Consider the following 12468-nt stretch of genomic DNA (forward strand, 5'->3'; position numbering starts at 1 on the left):
TCCTTCAATATCGCGATGATCTGCTCTTCGCTGAACCTGCTTCGCTTCATTCTGTCCGACTCCTTCGTGTCGGACTCTACTCAAAATCGGTCACATTTCAGGGGAGCACGTCAATCGTGATGAGTCAGCGAATATGGAACGCGACATCCAGCGGCTGGGATAGTGGTGCCCGGGGACGGGATCGAACCGCCGACACTGCGATTTTCAATCGCATGCTCTACCAACTGAGCTACCCGGGCAGGGCCGCTGCGACCCGTTGGTCGCGCTGGCGAGCGGCGGCTATAGGCAGGGCTTGTAGTCCTGTCCAGTGGCTTTGTGATGTCCGATTTTCCGCGTCAACTTTCGTCGAAACGATCGCTGTCGGCGGTCCCGTCGGGCGCCTGCGTCGCGGCGACGCGATAGTCTTCGCCGAACCAGTTCAAGAGGTCGCGGTCGCGGCAGCCGCGACTGCAAAAGGGTTTGAACTCCGGCTCGCGCGGCTTGCCGCAGAGCGGACAGCGCGGCGGTTTATTGGGCATGTCCGGTTCCTTTGCTCGCGGCGTCGGCGGTCAGTTGGACCGGACGTCCGGTCCGTCTTTGCAACAGCGCGGTCCACGCCGGATGCGCCGCGATATGGTCGATCACCGCGGGCCGCGCGGTCAGCGTCAACACCCCCGCCCCCACCGCACGCTCAGCCTGCCGCAGCAACAGCGCCGCATCGGTGGCGACCGGATCGAGCACGACCTGTTCGATCAGCGACGGACGATCGCGGCGGCGTATGATCTGCATCAACCCAAAGCCGTTTACCGCGGTGCGCTCATAAGGCTGCGGCAGTGCCGCATCGACTGCGGCGTCGATCATGTGGCGCCCCTTGCGATCGGAGAGCGAGGGGAAATCGATGCCGATCGAACCGCCGATGTTGCAGCAGCGGATCACTGCAGCCGCGGCCTTTGCACCGACCTGGGCCAGCGTCAGCGCATCACCGCCGCCATCAATGTCGATCAGCACCATCGCCGGGGTCGCATCGACCCACAGCGCGCCGCCGTCGAAGGGCCAGTGACCGGTGCGGACATGATCGATCAATTCGGACCAGCCCGCCTGTTCCAGCCGATCGGGATCGGTCGGGCGCAGCTCGGTTACCGGCAGGCCGCTGGCTGCGATCCGCGCGCGCAGGTCGGGACCGTCGCCGGGCGCCGCGCCTGCGTCGGCCAACCGCGCTCGCGCCGGCTTGTCGCGCCCGCGTTCGCGCAGCGCCATACGGGTGATCTCGACGGTCAGCGCGGCGCCGATCGATGCCGCTGGCGGCAATCCGGTCAGGGTCGCGGTGGGCGCACCGGGCCAGTCGAGCGTCACCAGTGGCGATTTCCCGGCTTCGACCAGCCGCGCCGCGACCACCGCGCCGACGCGCGGCCCGGCGCCTTCGCGCTCGATCCGTGCCTCCAGAATGTCGTCGCCATCGACCAGCGCCGCGCGCGCTTCGCCGATCCCGGCTTCGTACAGCCATTCAGCCAAGGGGGATGCCCGCGCTGGTCAGCAGGGTGCGCGTTTCGAACAGCGGCAGCCCGACGACATTCGAATGGCTGCCCGACAGGAAACGGACAAAGGCCTCGGCGCGACCCTGGATCGCGTAGCCGCCAGCCTTGCCCATGCCCTCGCCGCTTTCGACATACCAGTCGATCTCGGCGGCGCTCAGCACCTTGAACGCGACGATGGTGTCGGCAACGCGCACCCGCGCCTTGCCGTCGGTCCCGACGACGCACAGCCCCGAATAGACATGGTGCCGCCGCCCCGACAGCAGGCCGAGCATGCGGCGCAGATCCGCCTCGTCGGCGGGTTTTTCCAAGATGCGACGCCCGACCGCGACGGTCGTGTCACCCGCCAGCACCACCTCGTCCGCCGTACGCGCGACCGCCAGCGCCTTGCCCTTGGCCAGCCGCGCGACATAATCACGCGGCAGTTCGCCCTTCAGCGGCGTTTCGTCGATGTCGGGGGACGCGATCCGCGCCGGGATCACGCCGATGCGCGCCAGCAGCTCACGCCGCCGGGGCGAAGTCGAAGCGAGAACCAGTACCGGCATGGGCGCAGGAGTTTTCGCCGCGCCGCTCACTTGAAGCGATAGGTGATCCGACCCTTGGTCAGGTCATAGGGGGTGAGTTCGACGAGCACTTCGTCGCCAACCAGGACACGGATGCGGTTCTTGCGCATCTTTCCGGCCGTGTGGCCCAGAATCTCGTGGTTGTTTTCCAGTTTGACGCGAAACATCGCGTTGGGCAGCAGTTCGACCACTTGGCCGCGCATCTCCAGAAGTTCTTCTTTCGCCATCAGTCCTCTAGGATCTCACAAAATAAGGATGCGCGCCCATAGCCGCAAAATGCCGCGATGGAAAGCAGTCTGTCACGCAACGAGCCGCAGCTTTCGCGCGATCCGCCAGCCCACCGACCGCGCCCAGGCATAGCTTGGCCAGCGCGGCGGCATCGCCGGGTCCAGCCCCATGCGGCGCAGCGCGGCGTTGGCGGCGTGCGCTTCGGATTCGCGATAGCTCCATTCGCTGCGCCAGGTGATCGACAGCGAGATCGACGGCGCATCGCCATTGGCGACAAAGTGCGGCGCCATGACCGGCATCAGCACGGCGTCGCCGGGCGCGAGCGGTACCTGCTGCGCATCGGCATGGAAATCGTCCTGCCACGGCAGGTTACGGTGGCCGCCGCCATGATAGCGTTCATGCTCGCGGCGATCGGCAAAACGCTCGTCCCCCGCGGGCCAGACGTTCATGACCTTGGTCCCGCGCAGTTGCAGCAAAATATTATGCTCGGGGTCGAAGTGATAGGGCGTGATCGACCCCGGCGACGAAATGAAGATGAACCCCTGCGGCGTCAGCATCGCGCCCGTCCGCGGTTCGACCACCGATTTGAGTTCGCCGAGCAGGTCCATCAGCAGCGTGCGATAAGCCGGAACATTTTCGATATTCTTGAGCACCGCCCAGCTGCCATTGGTGTCGATGGTGCGGATCGTCTCGCCGATCGACAAGCCATTCGACGGGACATCCTCGGGACGGATCCCGATCGGGACATTGCCCGGATTATATTCGACCGCGCTCGCCGGCATGCTTTCGGCAAGCTCTGCCAGCGCCTCGATCGACAGCAAGGGATGGTCGGGCAGATGATGGCGCAGCAGTCCCGCCTTCAAAGGATATAGCGCCGCCATCGCCGCCAGCGTGTCGGCGGGGAAAACGGGAGCAGAGATCGGCTGATGCGCAGTCATGTCGGGCTTTCTACTTCATTTTCGACGGCGGTGGGAGCTTTCCAGCGTCGCCAGAGCCGCTCGATCCTGGCGAGCATCGCAAAGCGCAGCCGGTCGGCGGGCGACGACAGCGCGGCGTTGACCCACACCAGCGCGCGGCGCTCGCGCCAGACGCTGTCGATCATCGGATGTCCGGGCGCAGCGCAGCTGTCGACCCACGCGATCGCGGGGTCGTCCAGCAGGTCGAGATTTTCCTGTTGCAGCAACACCCCGGGCGAAAAGCGGGCATATTCCTCGTCGAACGCGGTCTTGAACGAAAAGCCCCCGGGCGGTGCCCGAAAATTGATCAGCATCGCCAGCGGTCGCTCGTCGAGGTCCAGCGCACGCATGTCGAGCCGCCCCACCTCTGCGGCACCGGCGATGATGGCGCGGAACCAAGCCTCGGTATCGCCATGGCTGGCGAGCGCCGATCCGGCGCGGCCTTTCCAGCCGCGCGCCTCCAGGTCGAGAAAGCTGTCGATCCACGGTTCGATCGCCTCTCCCGCCTGCCAGCGTCGAAAACGCACGCTCCCCTGCTCGGCGAGCCGATTGGCCTGGCGCCGATGCTCCTTGCGCTTCTTGGCGCGCACCGCGGTGTCCCAATATTCGGCGGGCGACAGGTCGCTGGCGAGCAGCGCGCGCTCTTCGCGATGGACGATCTCGGCTTCGCCGCCGCGCACCCGCGCGACATCGACCAGCGCGCGGTGCAGTGGTCCATCCTCAGTCAATCGCGGCACATGCAACAAGGTCCGCGCCCACGGCGCCGCATCGCACCAGCCGAGCAGGATCGACCAGAACAGGCGTTCGAACCCCGCGCGGACCAGCGGCAATCCCAGAAAATGATTGGGGTGCGCCCAGCCGGTCACATGGCGCAGCGGCAGGCGGCCATATTGCGGCGCAGCGGCGATCGGCATGATGCCGATCACCGGCCCGTCGCTGCCGTCGCGCACCATGACCAGCCGCGCGGTGCGATCGGGGTCGAGCAGGTGCAACGCCGATTGCAGGCACCAGCGTTCGGCAAAGGGATTGGGTTCGCTGGCCTCCGCCGCCAGCCGGTCCCACGCCGCCGCTAGCTCGGGTGAAAGCGCCAGCGGGTCGACGATACGCACCGTCAGCGGATCGGCGGGGGTGGCGTCGGCGGGAAAGGCGGGGTGCACCGTCATCGGGTGGAGGTTAGCAGGGAAGCGTTAAAATGGGGTGGCGATTCGATGCTCCCCTTCCCCCTTAATGGGGGAAGGATACGCAGCCTTATCGCGAAGCGATTAGGCGAAGTTGGATGAGGGTGATGGCGCGTCCTTGCTCCGCCATCTCAGGCCGAGAGCGCCCCCACCGCTGCGATTAAGCCAGCAAGCTGGCAAGTCACGCAGCCTCCCCCATCAAGAAAGGAACATATTCCTCAAATCCCGAACAATTTCGCCAGCGACTTTTCCAGCATGAAAAACTGCCAGATCAACCGCCCATGGTCGCGCCGCCCAGACTGGTGCGCCGCGACGATACGCTCGATCTCGGCCATGTCGAACCAGCCCGACCGCGCCAGAGTCGACGACGTCGCCAGCCCCCTCGCCTGCTCGACCAAAGCGCCGCGGAACCATTGCGACACCGGCGTCACAAACCCCATCTTGGGCCGATACAGGATGTCGTGCGGCAGATAGCGTTCCATTGCCTGCTTCATGATCGCCTTGCCGGTCGATCCCTTGACGCGCATCGACGCGGGCAGGCTCGCGGCGAATTCGATCAGCCGATAATCGAGCAGCGGCTCGCGCGCCTCGAGGCTCACCGCCATGCTCATCCGGTCGGTCTTGGTCAGGATGTCGCCGGGCAGCCAGATCATCAGGTCGGCATATTGCGCGCGGTCGAGCGGCTCGCGCGCCGGGGCTTCGGCCATCGCCTTCCAATAGCGCGCCTCTGCGACATGATCGCCCAGCGCATGATGCGCGGCGTCGTTGAACAGGAGCGACCGCTGCGCCTGCCCCGTCACCCCGACCGCTTCGGCATAGCCTTCGGCACCGCTTTTGGACAGGCTGGCGAGCGTTGCGCGCGCGCGCAGCGGGCGCGGTGCCCAGTCCATCTGCGGCCAGATCTTCGCCAGTGGCCCCAGCACCCCGCGGCGCATGAAGCCCGGGATCAACCCGCGCAGCCGCTCCTCCTGATGCTGGAACACCAGCCGCCGATAGCCGGCAAACGCCTCGTCGGCGCCGTCGCCCGACAGCGCGACAGTCACGCTTTCGCGCGCGAGCTCGCACACGCGGTAGGTCGGCAGCGCGCTGGCGTCGGCAAATGGCTCGTCGAAATGATCGGCGATCGTATCGACCAGCCCGAAATCGCCCGACGACACAGTGCGCGTGCGATGATCGGTCGCGAAGCGTTCGGCGATTTGCTGGGCATAGGCGGTTTCGTCGAGCGCCGCCTGATCGAAGCCGATCGTGCAGGTCTTGACCGCCTTCGCGCTCGCTTCCGCCATCAATGCGACGACCGCGCTGCTGTCGACGCCGCCCGACAGAAAGGCGCCGAGCGGAACATCGGCGACCATGCGGTCGGTTACTGCGGCGCGCATCAGATGGACAAGATGCTCGGCGACCTCGCCTTCACTGGCCTTGATACGCCGCGAAAAATCGGGCGCCCACCAGCGCGTCGGTGCGGGGACGGGCTTGCCGCGTTCGAGCAGCAGAAAATGGCCTGCGGGCAGCTTCTCGACCCCCGCGACGATGCAATTGTCGTCGGGGACATAACCAAAGGCTAGGAAATCCTCGATCGCAGTCAGGTTGGCTTCCTGCCGCAGCAGCGGGTTGCGCAGCAGACCCTTCAGTTCGGACGCAAACGCCACCGACCCGTCCGACAGCCGCGCATAGTGCAGCGGCTTCACCCCCAAGCGGTCACGCGCCAGGAACAGGCAGCCGCGCGCATGATCGTGGATCGCAAAGGCAAACATGCCGTTCAGCCGCGACAGGCAATCGGGCCCCCATTGCCGCCACGCCGCGATGATGACCTCGGTATCGCCGCTGGTGCGGAACCGGTGGCCGCGATCCTCCAGTTCGGAGCGCAGCTCGCGGAAATTATAGATTTCGCCGTTGTAGGTGAGCGTCACAGCTTCGTCATCGCTCGCCATCGGCTGCGGACTGCCGTCGATGTCGATGATCGACAGGCGCAAATGACCGAGCCCGACGCCGGGAGCGGTCCAGACGCCCGACCCGTCCGGGCCGCGATGCGCCATCGGATGCAGCATTGCGCGGAGGCGCGCCGGGTCGACGGGCTTCGCCGTTTCCAGATGATAGATGCCCGCGATCCCACACATGGCGCGACCCCTAACGCAGTTTCAGCGCGCGGTCAGCCATCGCCTTGGCTCCGCCCGACGCGGAAACAAAATCCTCTATCGCATCGCGCCCGCCCTGCTCCGCCTCGCTCGACACGACCAGCGACAGCGCGCGCGGATCGCCGCCGAGCAGTCGCGCCTTCAGCCCCGCGAGTTTGGCGCCCCGCGGATCGCCCGTGATTGCCCCGTTCACAAGATACCAAGTCGCCGCATCGCGCAGCACCGGGCCGGGGTGGAGCAACCGTTCGGTCCGCGCGCCCTCGACCGCGGGCAAGGACGCGCTCCACGCCCATTTGCTGTCCGGATCGACCGCCCCCTGTCCGAAGGCAACCACCTCGCGGCCCTCGGCCTGGCGTTCATAGCCGCCGATCGCAACCGTCACCCGGCGTCCGTTCGTATCGACGAAATGCCGCAGCAACCACTGGTCGGCGCCGTCGAAGCGCGGTGCCCACGTCATGCTCTCGGCGCGCGTTTCGTTCCAGCCGCGCGGTGCCTCGACCGCCATCGTCGCGGGCAGCGGCGCGCTGCGTCCGCCCACAAGCCATGCCCAGCTGGCAAAGATCAGCGGGATCGCCAGCGCCGCGGACAACACTGCCTTCGCCGCGCCGGCAAAGCGCGGCGCGCCATCAAGCCCGGTGACGTCGACCGCCACATCGTTCGCGGGCCGGTCGAACCAGCGCCGTGCAACCAGCATCACGATCAGGATGACGAGCCCGAAAAAGATCCAGCCGTAGAAGATATGATCGATCCCGCCCGCCGCCTCGATCCCCCAGATTTCGGCGGCGACCATCGTGCCATAAGCGCGCAGCGCGTTGGCGAGTATCGTCGTCGCGAGCGCCGCAGCGACAAACACGATGCGCCGCGTCCAGCTTTTGAAACACAAATGCGCCGCGAACACCGCATAGGCGAGCATCGCGATCAGGAAATTGACCCCCGAACATTCCTCCGCAACCTCGAAGAAGCCGGCGGGCGTGGTGATGAACACCCCCTCCATCTCGGCGGCAATGCCCGACAGGTGGAGCAGGATAACGCTGATATGCGCGGTAAAGGTCTGGAGCAGCGGCACCAGTTCCTCGCCGAACGGCACCAGGAGAAGCGCATAGCAGAGCGGAAAGAGCAGCCCGCGCACCAGCTTTTCACCGAGTGTCGCGCCGACCGCGCCCTGCAGCATCAGGATCAACCCGAGCTGGCGAAACAGCCCAACCCCCGCCGCCTCGCCGACCAGCCACACCAGTCCCGCTCCCGCCATCCAGACGAGCGCGGGCCACCAGAAGGCGGGAGTCAGCGGGCGCAGCAGATCGATCCGCTGCGACACCAGCCAGCCGATCATCGGCACGATCAGCAGGCAGTGAGTGAAGGTCGAGCTGTTCCACCAGATGCCCGCCATATCGGCAGCATCGCGCCAGAAGAGCGCGAGAATTATCGCCGACAGCAGCGCAAGCGCGGCGAGATGGCGCTGCCACAGCGTCATGCGGAAAGTCCCAGCAGCGCGCCCAGCGGCGCCAGCCGCGCGTCCCAGCCGTAGCGCGCGATCATCTGCGCGCGTGCCGCATGTCCCATCCGGGTCGCTGCCTCGCGGTCGGCAAACAGCGAGCTCACCGCGGCGGCCATCCCCGCGCCGTCGTCGGCGACCAGCAGATGCTCGCCGGGGGTCGCGTCAATTCCCGTCGCCGCGGCGGCACTCGCCACCACCGGCCGCGCCATCGCCATCGCCTCGAGCAATTTATTCTGCACCCCGCGCGCCAGCAGCAGCGGCGCGACCACCACAGCGGCGGCGGCAAGCCACGGCCGCACGTCGGGCACTTCGCCAGTCACCAGCACCCCGTGCAGCTTGGCCAGCGCGCGCACCTCGTCGGTCGGCGCGCGCCCGACGATCGCGAACTGCACCGTCGGATGCTGCTGACGGATCAGCGGCAGGATGTCGGCAGCGAACCAGCGCACCGCGTCGACATTGGGGCGATAGTCCATCTGCCCGGTGAACACCGCCAGCGGCCCTTCGTCGCCAGCGACCGCGTCGAATGTCAGCGCGGGGTCGAACCGGTCGGTGTCGATGCCATTCTCGACGGCATGCACCGTGTCGCCACCCAGGCCACTGCGCGTGCGAAACAACGCCGCCTCGGCCTCGCTGACGAACAGGCTCGCGTCGACGCGCCGCGCCACCGTAGCTTCATAGGCGCCGAGCACGCGTGCCTCGCGGCGGTGGACCCAGTTCATCGGCTGGCGCTTGTCCTGTTCGGCGTAGGTCGCGAACTTGGCCGAATCAACGTCGACGAAATCCATCAAAACCGGCCCGTCAAAACCTGCGGGCAGATATTGCGCCATCTGGCCGGAGAAGCCGACGATATGGGTGATGCTGCCTTGGTGGACGAGCGCATCGACATGGCGCGCGAGCGACGCATTACGGAACAGCCGGTTCGACACCGGCTCGCCGCGCAGCACCGCCGATGCCAGCGCGAACGGGCGCGAGATCTTACGCACTTCGATCGCCAGGCTCTTGCAAAGCGGCGTCATTTTTTCGCGTGCCTGCGCAGCGTCGGATTCATTGTCGGCGAGCGCCGCAACATGCACCGGCGCCAGCTTCGCCAGCGCTTCGAACATATGCCAGCTGCGAATGCGGTCGCCGCGGTCGGGCGGCCAAGGCGCGCGGTGCACAAGAAACAGGATTTCGGGCATTACCCCAATCCGCGCGCGATCAGCGGCCCGATCCGGTTCGCCGCCCACAACGGCAATTTCTTCCACAGATCGACCTGCAGCCGGTATTTGGCGCTGTTCGGGTTGGTATCGCGCGGCGCCTCACCCGGCGCCAGCCAGCGCGCATAGACGAGCGGCTGCGGCTCGAAGCCCCAGTTCTTCTTGTAACTATAGGGTCCGGTGCCGACCTTCGACCGGCCAAAGTCGAAGCGCGTACAGCCCTTCTCGCGCGCATGGCGCATCAGCGCGAAATACATCAGTTCATTGGCGCGCAACCGCCGTGCGTCGGCGATCCCGCCGCCCCAATAGGGCATCACGGTGCCGCGCCAATACAGGCTGAGCACGCTTGCGACCGGACTCCCGTCCTGCCGCACGGTCAATATGTCGGCATCGTCGCCGAACGCATCGAGCACCGCATCGAACAGCCCCTTGGGGAATACCGGCGTGCCGAGGTTGCGGACGCTGGTCGCATAGATGCGATAATGGTCGCGCCGCTCGCCTGCATCGCGCCCGGTCGTGACGGTCAAGCTGCTCTCTAGAACCTTGCGCACTTCGGCGCGCTGCTTGCGCGGGATCGCGAGCAATTCGGCATCGTCGTCGCTGGCGAGGTCGCGTGCAAAACCGGCATAGACGCCTTCTTCGCGCCGCCAGCCTTCGCCATCCGGCTGCGAACCGCCGCGCAGTTCGACCGACGGGACGCCGAGCGATTTTGCCATCGCCGCCGCACCCTCGGCCAGTGTCGCCGCGACCGCCCGATCATCGGCCAAAATGCCGCCATCGACCGCAAACCCGCTGCCGACCAGCGCCTGCCCGAACAGCGGCGAGCGGACATGGTGCAGCGGCAACAGGCCGGTCAGCCCCCCCTCGGCATCGCGCGCAGTGACCAGATGGCATGGATGCCCCGTCGCCCGCGTAACCGCATCGCACCAGGCGCGGCTGTGAAAGGGGGTCGCTTGCGGGTGCGCGGCGACATAGGCATCCCACGCCGCCGCGTCCGACAGCGGCGCGCCGGAAAAGTCCTGCTTCACCGGAAAGCTCGGCGCATTCACGCCGCCGCGCGCCACGGCGCGGCGCGCTGCTGCTGGGCCGGGAGCAAGGCATCGGCGCGCGTCCATTCGAAATCGGCGAGCAGCTTCTTCAGCTTGCCAGCCATGGCCGACAAGCCGCTGTAATGCCGGATTTTCGATTTGATCGGCGCATCGGCAACCCGCGGCTGGCCGGGGTCGATTTCCCACGGATGGAAATAGAGGATCGCCGGATGCCCCTCTTCATTCATCCGCGCGATCGCCCAGCGGGTGAAGCCGTAGGGCAGCAGCCGCATGAAACCCCCGCCGCCCGCCGCGAGCGTCCGCCCGGCGAAGCGCGCGGTCGTCACCGGCCATTCAACGAGGTCGCTATCAGGCAGCGGCCGCCACGCATGGCGCGGGCTTTGCGGCCAGCCATAATGGTCATGAACGACCGGCGCGACGCTCGACGAATAGGCATAGCCCTGCTCGGCGAGCACCAAATGCGCCCAGGGTGTGCGCGTATCGACCGAGAAGCTCGGCGCGCGATAGCCGCGCACCGCGACGCCGCCGAGATCCTCAAGGATCGCCTGCGTTTTCTTCAGATCCGCTGCAAATTCGTCCGCGGTCATGTTGAACACGCGCTTGTGATCATAGCCATGGCTCGCGAGCTCATGCCCCGCGCCAACAATCCGCTTGATCAGCGTGGGATAACGTTCGGCGACCCAGCCCAGCGTGAAGAACGTCCCCTTGGCCCCCGCATCGGCGAAAATCTGCAAGACCGCATCGCAATTCGCCTCGACCCGGCACTCGAGCGTCGGCCAGTCGGCGCGGTCGATCGTGCGCTCAAAGGCGCCGACCTGGAACCAGTCCTCGACATCGACCGACAGGCCGTTCTGCATCTTCTCTCACCTTCGTCGACCGGATAGCCGATTTCGCGGCCGCTGTCAGGCCGCCCAGGTCCGCGACGTCGCCGGGTTGGGCGCGTTCTCGGGATCGCGCTCGACCCATTCGATCAGCAGGTCGAGCACGCGGCGCAGCGCGGCGTCCTGTTCGACCAGCCGCGTCTCCAGCGAGGCGATCTGCGCTTCGAGCGCCGCCAGCTGTTCGGGGTCGATCGCGGGTGCCGCCGGGGTATCGCCATCCGCCGCGGCCATCCGCGCCAGAACCTCGTCGGCGCTGGGATCGGGCGGGGTCAGGATGACCGTCTCGGCAGGCTGGGCGAAGGGCGGGCGCCCGTCGGCAGCACGCTGCGGCCATTCGAGCGTCGTTTCATTGGCGGGGGTCGGGGCCGCAAAGGGCGCCGGGGTCGGCGCGACCGCAGCGGCGGCGGCCGCTACGACCTCTTCGACCGGCAGCGGCGCCAGCGTCGATGCGTCAATGCCGCGATCGGCCTCGATCTCGGCGACGACCGACCGCACATTCTGCGCGGTGATCCGCGTCATCTGTTCGACCGCGCCATACAGCAGCAAGCGGCTCACCAGCACGTTCAATTTTCGCGGCACGCCCTCGCTATAGTCGAAGATTTCCTCGAACGCGTCGGGGCTGAAGCTGGGATTGCCCGTCCAGCCAACTTTGCCGAGCCGGTGCAGAATATAGGGTTCGACCTCCTCGGGCTCCATCGGATCGAGGTGATGCGTCGCGATCACGCGCTGGCGCAATTGCTCCAGCGTCGGCGAATGGAACAGCGTCTGACGAAATTCGGGCTGGCCGAGCAGGAAAATCTGCAGCAGCGAATGGCCACCGAGCACAAAATTCGACAGCATCCGCAATTCTTCGAGCGCCGAGATCGCGAGGTTCTGCCCCTCGTCGACGATCAGCAAGGTGCGCTTGCCGGCGCGCGCCTGTTCGCGCAGATATTGCTCCATCGACCGCAGCAGTTCGGCCTTGCTCTCGCCTTCCCATTCGATCCCGAACTGTTCGGCGACCAGGCGGAGCAGGTCGTCACCTTCGACCTGCGTCGACACCAGCTTGACGGCGGTCAGCCGGTTCGGATCGATCGTGTTCATCAGATGGCCGACCAAGGTCGTCTTGCCCGCGCCGACATCGCCGGTGATGACGATAAAGCCCTCACCCTGCGCGAGGCCGTAGCCGAGGTAGGACATCGCCTTGCGGTGGGTGCCGCTTTCGAAATAGAAATGCGGGTCTGGCGTCAGCTGGAACGGACGGCCGGTGAAACCATAGAATTGATCGTACATCGCGAAT

12 protein-coding genes and 1 tRNA gene are annotated in these 12468 nt (G+C 66.5%); all 13 read right to left on the minus strand.

Translation table 11 applies throughout. From position 1 onward, the window contains the following. Positions 1–163: 163 nt before the first annotated feature. Positions 164–239: transfer RNA gene (locus tag FFS18_RS14745), tRNA-Phe, on the minus strand. Positions 240–335: 96 nt separating this feature from the next. Next, on the minus strand, positions 336–518 hold the full coding sequence (locus FFS18_RS14750; protein WP_120216839.1) for a DNA gyrase inhibitor YacG: 183 nt from the start codon (positions 516–518) through the stop codon (positions 336–338). Further along, the gene (locus FFS18_RS14755) at positions 508–1491 is read right to left on the minus strand and encodes a ribonuclease E/G (RefSeq protein WP_137871404.1); all 984 of its coding nucleotides are present in this window, start codon (positions 1489–1491) and stop codon (positions 508–510) included. The genes FFS18_RS14750 and FFS18_RS14755 overlap by 11 nt, the downstream gene beginning before the upstream one ends. Beyond that, entirely contained in the window at positions 1484–2056 is a 573-nt protein-coding gene (locus FFS18_RS14760; RefSeq protein WP_137871405.1) for a Maf family protein, read from the minus strand. Before FFS18_RS14760 ends, FFS18_RS14755 begins: the two co-directional genes overlap by 8 nt. 26 nt (positions 2057–2082) lie before the next feature. After that, entirely contained in the window at positions 2083–2301 is a 219-nt protein-coding gene (infA, locus tag FFS18_RS14765) for a translation initiation factor IF-1 (protein ID WP_120216844.1), read from the minus strand. Positions 2302–2373: 72 nt separating this feature from the next. After that, positions 2374–3240 carry a cupin-like domain-containing protein gene (locus FFS18_RS14770; RefSeq protein WP_137871406.1) on the minus strand — a complete coding sequence of 289 codons (867 nt, stop codon included), beginning with the start codon at positions 3238–3240 and terminating at the stop codon, positions 2374–2376. Further along, positions 3237–4421: a GNAT family N-acetyltransferase gene (locus FFS18_RS14775; protein WP_137871407.1), complete on the minus strand. Its 1185-nt coding sequence runs from the start codon at positions 4419–4421 to the stop codon at positions 3237–3239. The genes FFS18_RS14770 and FFS18_RS14775 overlap by 4 nt, the downstream gene beginning before the upstream one ends. Positions 4422–4654: 233 nt before the next feature. Further along, positions 4655–6550, minus strand: coding sequence for an XrtA/PEP-CTERM system amidotransferase (locus FFS18_RS14780; RefSeq protein ID WP_137871408.1), 1896 nt, complete (start codon positions 6548–6550; stop codon positions 4655–4657). A gap of 10 nt (positions 6551–6560) precedes the next feature. Continuing rightward, positions 6561–8039 carry an exosortase A gene (gene xrtA / locus FFS18_RS14785; protein ID WP_137871409.1) on the minus strand — a complete coding sequence of 493 codons (1479 nt, stop codon included), beginning with the start codon at positions 8037–8039 and terminating at the stop codon, positions 6561–6563. Continuing rightward, entirely contained in the window at positions 8036–9241 is a 1206-nt protein-coding gene (locus tag FFS18_RS14790; protein ID WP_137871410.1) for a TIGR03087 family PEP-CTERM/XrtA system glycosyltransferase, read from the minus strand. The genes xrtA and FFS18_RS14790 overlap by 4 nt, the downstream gene beginning before the upstream one ends. Beyond that, positions 9241–10308, minus strand: a complete 1068-nt coding sequence (locus FFS18_RS14795) for a FemAB family XrtA/PEP-CTERM system-associated protein (protein ID WP_502704178.1) — start codon at positions 10306–10308, stop codon at positions 9241–9243. The genes FFS18_RS14790 and FFS18_RS14795 overlap by 1 nt, the downstream gene beginning before the upstream one ends. After that, positions 10305–11165: an XrtA system polysaccharide deacetylase gene (locus FFS18_RS14800; protein ID WP_137871412.1), complete on the minus strand. Its 861-nt coding sequence runs from the start codon at positions 11163–11165 to the stop codon at positions 10305–10307. The genes FFS18_RS14795 and FFS18_RS14800 overlap by 4 nt, the downstream gene beginning before the upstream one ends. 45 nt (positions 11166–11210) lie before the next feature. Then, a complete protein-coding gene (locus tag FFS18_RS14805) occupies positions 11211–12461 on the minus strand; it encodes an XrtA/PEP-CTERM system-associated ATPase (protein ID WP_137871413.1) in 1251 nt (416 codons plus the stop codon). Between the last annotated feature and the right edge of the window lie 7 nt (positions 12462–12468).

Source organism: Sphingopyxis sp. 2PD (assembly GCF_005503695.1).
GTDB lineage: Bacteria > Pseudomonadota > Alphaproteobacteria > Sphingomonadales > Sphingomonadaceae > Sphingopyxis.

Bases quoted from the DNA above. Each gene is read 5' to 3' on its own strand.
- infA (WP_120216844.1), bottom strand. From the start codon at position 2,301: ATGGCGAAAGAAGAACTTCTGGAGATGCGCGGCCAAGTGGTCGAACTG.
- FFS18_RS14760 (WP_137871405.1), bottom strand. From the start codon at position 2,056: ATGCCGGTACTGGTTCTCGCTTCGACTTCGCCCCGGCGGCGTGAGCTG.
- FFS18_RS14800 (WP_137871412.1), bottom strand. From the start codon at position 11,165: ATGCAGAACGGCCTGTCGGTCGATGTCGAGGACTGGTTCCAGGTCGGC.
- xrtA (WP_137871409.1), bottom strand. From the start codon at position 8,039: ATGACGCTGTGGCAGCGCCATCTCGCCGCGCTTGCGCTGCTGTCGGCG.
- FFS18_RS14790 (WP_137871410.1), bottom strand. From the start codon at position 9,241: ATGCCCGAAATCCTGTTTCTTGTGCACCGCGCGCCTTGGCCGCCCGAC.
- FFS18_RS14805 (WP_137871413.1), bottom strand. From the start codon at position 12,461: ATGTACGATCAATTCTATGGTTTCACCGGCCGTCCGTTCCAGCTGACG.
- FFS18_RS14750 (WP_120216839.1), bottom strand. From the start codon at position 518: ATGCCCAATAAACCGCCGCGCTGTCCGCTCTGCGGCAAGCCGCGCGAG.
- FFS18_RS14770 (WP_137871406.1), bottom strand. From the start codon at position 3,240: ATGACTGCGCATCAGCCGATCTCTGCTCCCGTTTTCCCCGCCGACACG.
- FFS18_RS14775 (WP_137871407.1), bottom strand. From the start codon at position 4,421: ATGACGGTGCACCCCGCCTTTCCCGCCGACGCCACCCCCGCCGATCCG.
- FFS18_RS14780 (WP_137871408.1), bottom strand. From the start codon at position 6,550: ATGTGTGGGATCGCGGGCATCTATCATCTGGAAACGGCGAAGCCCGTC.